Source organism: Desulfobacterales bacterium (assembly GCA_028704555.1).
In the GTDB taxonomy this organism is placed as follows: domain Bacteria; phylum Desulfobacterota; class Desulfobacteria; order Desulfobacterales; family JAQWFD01; genus JAQWFD01.
Genome location: JAQWFD010000062.1, coordinates 2,375 through 9,307, shown reverse-complemented (window position 1 = coordinate 9,307; position 6,933 = coordinate 2,375). Strand labels below are relative to the sequence as shown.

Genomic DNA, 6,933 nt, shown 5'->3' with positions numbered 1-6,933 from the left:
GATGGGACTTGCAATCGGAAAGAAAGGTGCCAGCATCAAGAAGGCATCTGACGCTTTCGGTAAGAAGGTCGAGGTCGTCGAATACAATCCGGACAAGGTCCAGTTTATCAGAAACTGTTTCCTCCCGGTCCAGGTACAGACCGTCACCTTCGAAGAGGATGAAGAGGAAAATACCGAAGTCGCCTACATCGAAGTTGCAGATTCCGACCGCGGTCTTGCAATCGGAAAAGAAGGCAGAAACATCATCAAAGCAAAGAAACTCGCGTTCCGCCAGTTTGATATCGCCAATGTCGAGCTCAAACAGGAAGAGGAAGAAGAGTCTGATGAGGACGAGTTATAACCTCATCTCTTTTTTGAGCGATTATCGTTCGCGGTTTGATTTATAAAAATCGGAAATGTGTTACTTTTCCGGATGTTTTTCCTGATATTCGGCTTCGGGACCCATTGCCAGAAGCTCCTCAAGTGTATTCACGTTTCTGAAACTTTCAAGATCTGGATCCACCGTTCGAAACATCTCCGGAGGTATCCGTTTTGTGTTCAGTGTGTTCACCATGTCACGCAGCGAAAGAGATTCATGATTTACGACATATTCCCTGAGGGCCGACACGCGGTAGACGGCATGCAGAGGTTCGAGATCGGTGTTCTCCCACTCGGGAATGATTGCGTCATATGCCCCGATGTTCTCAAACAGATATTGTACAATTGGTTTGTGGATGGTCGGCATATCGCACGCAGAAATGAATACAGTCTCCCCTCGAATCTCATCCAGGCCCGCTGAGATCCCGCCAATGGGTCCGAGCCCGGGTTTTTTATCCCAGGTGCATCTGACGATTCTTGGCAGTCCTGCAAAATGTTTGGTTTGCTTTTCATTTTTCGCGACGATGACGATCTCATCGACGATCCCCTCAAATGTCATGACGAGCCGGGAGATAAATGAACAGCCCTTGTATGAGAAAAAATACTTCTCGCGTCCGTTTACCCGCCGTGCCTCGCCTCCGGCAAGGATCATTGCTGATCTTTTTATCTGCATGACAGTTCCTCTTTGAAATGTGTCAGATTAACAATCGTTTCATTTACGGGTGTGGGAATGCCGTGTTTTCTTCCAAGAGTCACGATCGCACCGTTGATATGATCAACCTCGGTTTTTCGGCTGGCCGCGATATCCTGATACATGGAGCAGAAATGTGCTGCTGTGGATGGTATTTTGTTTGTTCTGAGGAATTCAAGATAGTCATCGGCTGTTTTCTGAGCAAGAACAACTTTTTCTGCGCGTGAAACCTCGAATGCCTCCTGAACAATACTGGTGATGATGTTCCATGCAGGTTTTTTGAGCAGTTCACCGTAGGGGCATTCCATGACCGCGCCGAGCGGGTTGAGCGAACAGCTGTATAACGCTTTTGACCAGATAACTCCTCTGATGTTATCGGTGGACCTTGCCCGCATACCTGATTTCGTGAAAATATCTGCAAGATTGTCTGCTTTTACGTCAGTTCCGCCCGGGAACCTTCCAAATACTGTCTCTCCTCCGTCGACTGATACAAATACTGCATTATCGGCTTTCCACTCAAATCCGGTTATGATCATTCCGCCAAGCACATGATCGGTGTATTCAGCGATGATCTCCTCGTTTCCAATGCCGTTTTGAAGGCTTACGACCTCTGCTTCGCCGAACAGATGATTGTACTGCTCGCATATCTCCCTTGTGGCTGCAGCTTTGGTGGATATGATAATATAATCCCAGGTTTCTTTCGGCGGAACACTCCCGCAGGGAAACTGGATGTTTTCCTCACCCCAGATCCCTGTCAGAAAAAAACCTTCATTATCTATAGAAGTGCTGCATCTATCACGGCATACTGCAAAAACCTCAACACATTTCGATAATTTTGCGGCTACTGACAGACCTACGGCCCCTGCGCCAAGTATCAATATCTTCATTTGTTCTTATTCTATTGTCTCTAGACCACATTAAAAGGAAGGTTTTTCTAAGACGTTTTTCCTCCGCTCACGGGTACAGAACAGATAAATCATGTCTAAATATTATACTAAAAAATTTTAAAGGAGCCTCAATGTATACAAAATAGAACTATTTTATATTTTAAAATACGATTAATTGATAATGGAGATACGCTAACATAATAGTATGCAGAAAAAGCTGATTCTTATTTTCATGGCACTCGTTATGTGTGTCATGGTAGTTTTTACCGCAGGATGCACCGACACCGGCAATGAGAATGCTACCGTTGAGATTCTCTATACCGGAGCAGGAACCATGCCGGGACTTCTCGCTACCGGTCAGATCGACGGTTACATCACCTGGCAGCCGTTTGTTGCTGTTGCCTTAGAGGGTGACATTGGAAAAGTGGTCTCCTACAGTCAGAATTTACCTCCTAAAGGGACCTGGTCCGATCATACCTGCTGTGTGTTCGGCGCTAACTCCAAGGCATTGGAAAATCAGGATGTTGCAGCAAGTCTTTCGGCTCTGATGATCGTTGGAAGCAAATACATCAACGACTATCCGGACAATGCCGCTGCTCTGACTGCAGACTGGCTTTTCTCAAGTCAGAACATGACCTACGGAAGCGTGACCGTCAGTTCGACCGATGTAATGAAGACCTCGATCCCGACGATCAAGTTCTCCAGCGAAATCACTGACTCCTGGCTGAACAGCAATGAGGCGTTCATTCAGTCCCAACGCGATCTGGGTATCGTTACCTCCAAGCTCGCTTCGACCACAAAGGACGAATCTGCCGCTCTTCTTTACGACTTCGGTCCGTATGATTCAGCAGTAAAACAGATCGAAACTGGAAAATTCATCAAACCGTCTGCGGCCTCGACGATCTCGATCGGATACCTGCCAAGCGATCATGATGCGCCCCTGTTTATTCTTCTTAAGGACTGGGAGTACTTCAAGAATACCTACAACTGTTATCTGAAACCGGTTACAGAAAAAACCGGCAAGATCACGGACGCCGAACTCTACATCAACGGTCAGAAGGTTACCGATGTCAAACTCGTCGAGGGAACAGGCGGACCTCAGCTGATGACCCTTCTCCAGCAGAATGCGATTCAGTATGCACTTGCCGGCACCCCGCCGTTTATCAGCGCAATTGATAAGAGTACCGGTGATATGAATCTCAAGATCCTCTCGCCCCTTATGCTTGAAGGCTCCGGACTTGTGGTTTCAACCTCTTCCCCGGCAAATGACTGGGACGGGTTTGTTGCCTGGATCAAGGCACGCAGCGCCGATGGAAAAAATGTGGTTCTTGGTGACCCCCAGCTCGGATCCATTCAGGACGTTCAGCTGAAGTCAGCTCTTGAATCTGCCGGCATAGACTACGTGGTCAAATCCGCGTAAGCTCACTCACATTTTTTCAATCTCTTTTTTTGAGATGTCTCTTAGGTGATGTATGCCTTAGCGTCAGGGTAAAACAAGTAACACATTTGATATCCTGTAAAATCTACATACATAAAAGAGGATGGTGAATACCAAAGATCATGAAATGGTACATTAAGCTGATACTCCCGGTACTTGTTCTTGTATTGTGGGAAGTAGCGGCAATTCTGATGAACAATGCATACATCCTCCCCCGGGTGGAAAACGTTCTTGCTGTTTTTCTGACGCCGTTTGCCGATCTCTATGGGTGCGGAAGCCTGATGGAAAACAGCTGGGTCAGTATTTACCGGGTAACGCTTGGTTTTATCATTGCCTGTCTGATCGCAGTCCCGCTGGGTATCATTCTCGGCCGGTATCCGGTCCTTGAACAGTTCTCCGACAGTCTGATCCAGATCCTGCGTCCGATCCCGCCTATGGCATGGGTGCCTCTCTCTCTCGCCTGGTTTGGTCTGGGTCTTACTCCTATCGTGTTTATTATCGTGATCGGGTGTATCTTTCCGATCCTTGTGAATACGATTGACGGTGTAAAAAGAGTGAAGAAAAGCTGGGTCGAAACCGCCAGGATCTATCAGGCAAATGAACGCCAGATCATCACGAAAGTACTCGTTCCGGCGGCAGGTCCCGCTATATGGAACGGGCTTCGTGTAGGTTTCGGGATTGCCTGGATGAGTGTTGTCGCAGCTGAAATGATGCCGGGGACCGTCTCGGGTCTTGGCTATCTCATCATGTACACGTACAACTGGGGTCAGGTCCAGATGGTTATTGCCGGTATGATCGCCATTGGAATCATTGGCATTGTTATGGATCAATTCTTCCAGTATGTTCTGCGGAAAAAGTTCGCCTGGGAGGTGCTTGACAAATGACCGATTGGAATAAAGTATGGGTGAAGGTGGAGGACGCCACAAAGACGTTCACTTCCCGGAAAGGTGACGTCACCGCTCTGGAGCATGTCGATCTTGAGGTCCACGACGGTCAGTTCGTCTGTCTGCTCGGTCCTTCCGGCTGCGGGAAAACCACGCTGCTTCGGATGATCGGGGGGCTTGATGTTCCGACCAGCGGAACGGTCTCCATCGATGGAAAGATCGTGGACGGCCCCTCGCCGAAAATGACGATGGTCTTCCAGGAATACTCGCTTTATCCGTGGCGTACCGTTGCGGAGAATGTGGGATTTGGTCTGGAGATGATGGGTGTTCCTAAAGAGGAGCGGACCGTCGAGGTGAACAAGCGTCTCGCTCTGGTAGGTCTTACCGGATTTGCCGACAGCTATCCCTATGAGCTGTCCGGCGGCATGCGCCAGAGAGCTGCCGTTGCCCGCGCCCTCGCCTCAGATCCTGCCGTCCTGCTTATGGATGAACCCTTCGGCGCGCTCGATGCGCAGACCCGCAATAAAATGCAGCGTGAACTTCTCCAAATCTGGGAGGAAACCAAAAAGACGATTCTTTTCGTTACGCACAGTGTTGATGAGGCGGTTTATCTTTCTGACAAAATCGTTATCCTGACTCCCCGTCCGGGAAGAATATATGAAATATATTCAAATACTCTGCCCAGGCCGCGTGATCGGACCAGTGTGGAGTTTGCGAAACTCAGAAAAGATGTGCTCGCCGAACTCGAGAAATTAGAAGGGGAGAATAAGAACATTTAATATGGTTTCCAACCAACCTAATTTGCACATTTAAGAGAGCTAGGAGTAACTAAAAATGGTAAGAAAGCCAGCACGAATGTATAATAAGCTCGCCAAGAAGGCATACTGCCGCCGTGAATATATGGGCGGTGTACCGGGCTTAAAAGTTGTAACGTTTGATATGGGAAATCTTTCTGACGAGTTCCCGGTCGCAATCCATCTTGAAGCACTTGAAGCATGCCAGATCCGTCACACGGCAATGGAAGCTGCACGTATCAACATGAACAGACGTCTGATGAAAGATATTGGTAAAAACAATTTCCACTTAAAGATCAGAGCATACCCTCACCACGTTCTCCGTGAACACAAACAGGCAACCGGAGCCGGTGCAGACCGTATTTCTGAAGGTATGAGACTTGCATTCGGCAAACCAGTCGGAACTGCAGCCCGTGTTGAAGAAAGACAGCGTGTTTTCACCGTCTGGACAACCCCGCAGTATGTCGACCAGGCAAAGGATGCACTGCTCCACAGCGGATACAAACTTCCGACCCCGGTCCGGGTAATCGTTGAGAACTAAGGCTTTTTGCCTAAGCTCTCAATTTCTGATACTTTTTTGTTGAGACGGTATGGTGTTTGTGATTTTCTGCAGGATACCGTCTGATTCTAACTGCTGACTCCTCGGAGACTAGTTCGTGGATTTTTCCCGGGGTGGGTTCGCTCCGTAATTTACCCTGGAAGAGAAAACTATAATGCTATCCTGCAGCAAATTTTAGGATTATGTTTGATCTGTTTAAAAAATCGAAGTCTTCGTCCAATGTGCCGGAGGTTGAGGATGATGAGTACGATGAGGGAAATGTTGTCATCTGGGAACGGTACAACACCGAGACCGGTGAGGTGGAAGAGACACTTGAGCTGGAATGCCATGACGAAGACGGGCTTGAAGCGATGGAAACGCTCACTGATGTGAAGAGACCAAATGGCGAATGGCAGGGGTATCGATATGTGTACCTCTCAAACGGCATAGAGAAACATATCCGTCCAAAGAATAATACTTACCCCTGATTTTATACGCATTCTCTCTTTTTTAATAATGGATCATCTGCCGGAACCGTTCTTCGGAAATATGAACAGATCGAACAGTTGAAAGAATAGGAATGGTGAAAAAAATCTGCTGGGGTGTAACGGAGTAAACATTTTTTTTTTGATAGTTATGAGGTGAAATTGGGTCACTCCATCCGGGGACGTGTATTTGTTTTAACCTAATGAGGATATTTATATTATTGGTGCAGTTTCAATACTGAATAGCAGGAGTAAGAAAATAATTCTGCAGAGCAGAAAGGATGCGGGCAAAAATGGGAATATACCGATATCAGAAAGTGGATGCGTTTACATCGGATACATCAGCCGGTAATCCGGCTGCATGCATTTTTTTACAGGCAGACCAGTCTTTGTCAGAAGAAGCAATGCTGGAGATCGCCAGACATCACAAAGGTTTTGTTTCAGAAATGGTATACTGCCAAACGCACGGCGGTGTTTCTCTCACCTACTACTCTTCTGAATGTGAAGTGAATTTCTGCGGGCACGGGACGATCGCATGTATGTATTCCTTAGTTAAAAACACGGCCAGCCTTTCTGCATGCAGTGAGATCCCGATCCATACAAATAGAATGGGGCAATTAACCGTCTATAACAGGATCGCCGATTTGGACGCTGTTTTTATCTCTGCTCCCGATCCGGTGTATATCGCTTCGTCTCTGCGATCAGCGCAAACTGCCGCACCCTTGAGTTTGTGCGATGAAGACATAAGCCGGGAATTGCCGATCGAGCTCATTGATGCCGGATTGCGCACATTAATGGTGCCGCTGAACTCGATCGAAAAACTCCTGTCCGTGTATCCAAATGAATCAGGTCTGAAGGA

9 protein-coding genes are annotated in these 6,933 nt (G+C 47.6%); 7 read left to right on the top strand and 2 right to left on the bottom strand.

The annotated features are described in order from the left end of the window. Nucleotides 1-340, top strand: a 340-nt coding sequence (locus PHQ97_15350) for a NusA-like transcription termination signal-binding factor (GenBank protein MDD4394107.1), incomplete at its 5' end; no start/stop codon positions are given. Nucleotides 341-400: 60 nt separating this feature from the next. On the opposite strand, the gene PHQ97_15345 is transcribed toward PHQ97_15350, so the two are convergent. Both PHQ97_15345 and PHQ97_15340 read right to left on the bottom strand, forming a co-directional pair. Next, nucleotides 401-1,030 carry a molybdenum cofactor guanylyltransferase gene (locus PHQ97_15345; GenBank protein ID MDD4394106.1) on the bottom strand — a complete coding sequence of 210 codons (630 nt, stop codon included), beginning with the start codon at nt 1,028-1,030 and terminating at the stop codon, nt 401-403. Further along, nucleotides 1,021-1,935, bottom strand: coding sequence for a ketopantoate reductase family protein (locus PHQ97_15340; GenBank protein MDD4394105.1), 915 nt, complete (start codon nt 1,933-1,935; stop codon nt 1,021-1,023). The genes PHQ97_15345 and PHQ97_15340 overlap by 10 nt, the downstream gene beginning before the upstream one ends. Before the next feature lie 205 nt (nt 1,936-2,140). Here PHQ97_15340 and PHQ97_15335 point away from each other — a divergent pair, with 205 nt between their 5' ends. The 6 genes from PHQ97_15335 to PHQ97_15310 form a co-directional block, all read left to right on the top strand. Next, nucleotides 2,141-3,355, top strand: coding sequence for an ABC transporter substrate-binding protein (locus PHQ97_15335; protein ID MDD4394104.1), 1,215 nt, complete (start codon nt 2,141-2,143; stop codon nt 3,353-3,355). 140 nt (nt 3,356-3,495) lie between these two features. After that, nucleotides 3,496-4,257 carry an ABC transporter permease gene (locus PHQ97_15330; protein ID MDD4394103.1) on the top strand — a complete coding sequence of 254 codons (762 nt, stop codon included), beginning with the start codon at nt 3,496-3,498 and terminating at the stop codon, nt 4,255-4,257. After that, nucleotides 4,254-5,036 carry an ABC transporter ATP-binding protein gene (locus PHQ97_15325; GenBank protein MDD4394102.1) on the top strand — a complete coding sequence of 261 codons (783 nt, stop codon included), beginning with the start codon at nt 4,254-4,256 and terminating at the stop codon, nt 5,034-5,036. Before PHQ97_15330 ends, PHQ97_15325 begins: the two co-directional genes overlap by 4 nt. A gap of 55 nt (nt 5,037-5,091) precedes the next feature. Further along, complete coding sequence (locus PHQ97_15320) at nt 5,092-5,592, top strand: 50S ribosomal protein L16 (GenBank protein ID MDD4394101.1); 501 nt, start codon at nt 5,092-5,094, stop codon at nt 5,590-5,592. Between the two features lie 200 nt (nt 5,593-5,792). Next, nucleotides 5,793-6,077: a hypothetical protein gene (locus tag PHQ97_15315; GenBank protein ID MDD4394100.1), complete on the top strand. Its 285-nt coding sequence runs from the start codon at nt 5,793-5,795 to the stop codon at nt 6,075-6,077. Nucleotides 6,078-6,391: 314 nt separating this feature from the next. After that, nucleotides 6,392-6,933: PhzF family phenazine biosynthesis isomerase (locus PHQ97_15310; GenBank protein MDD4394099.1), on the top strand; the 542-nt coding region annotated here is incomplete at its 3' end.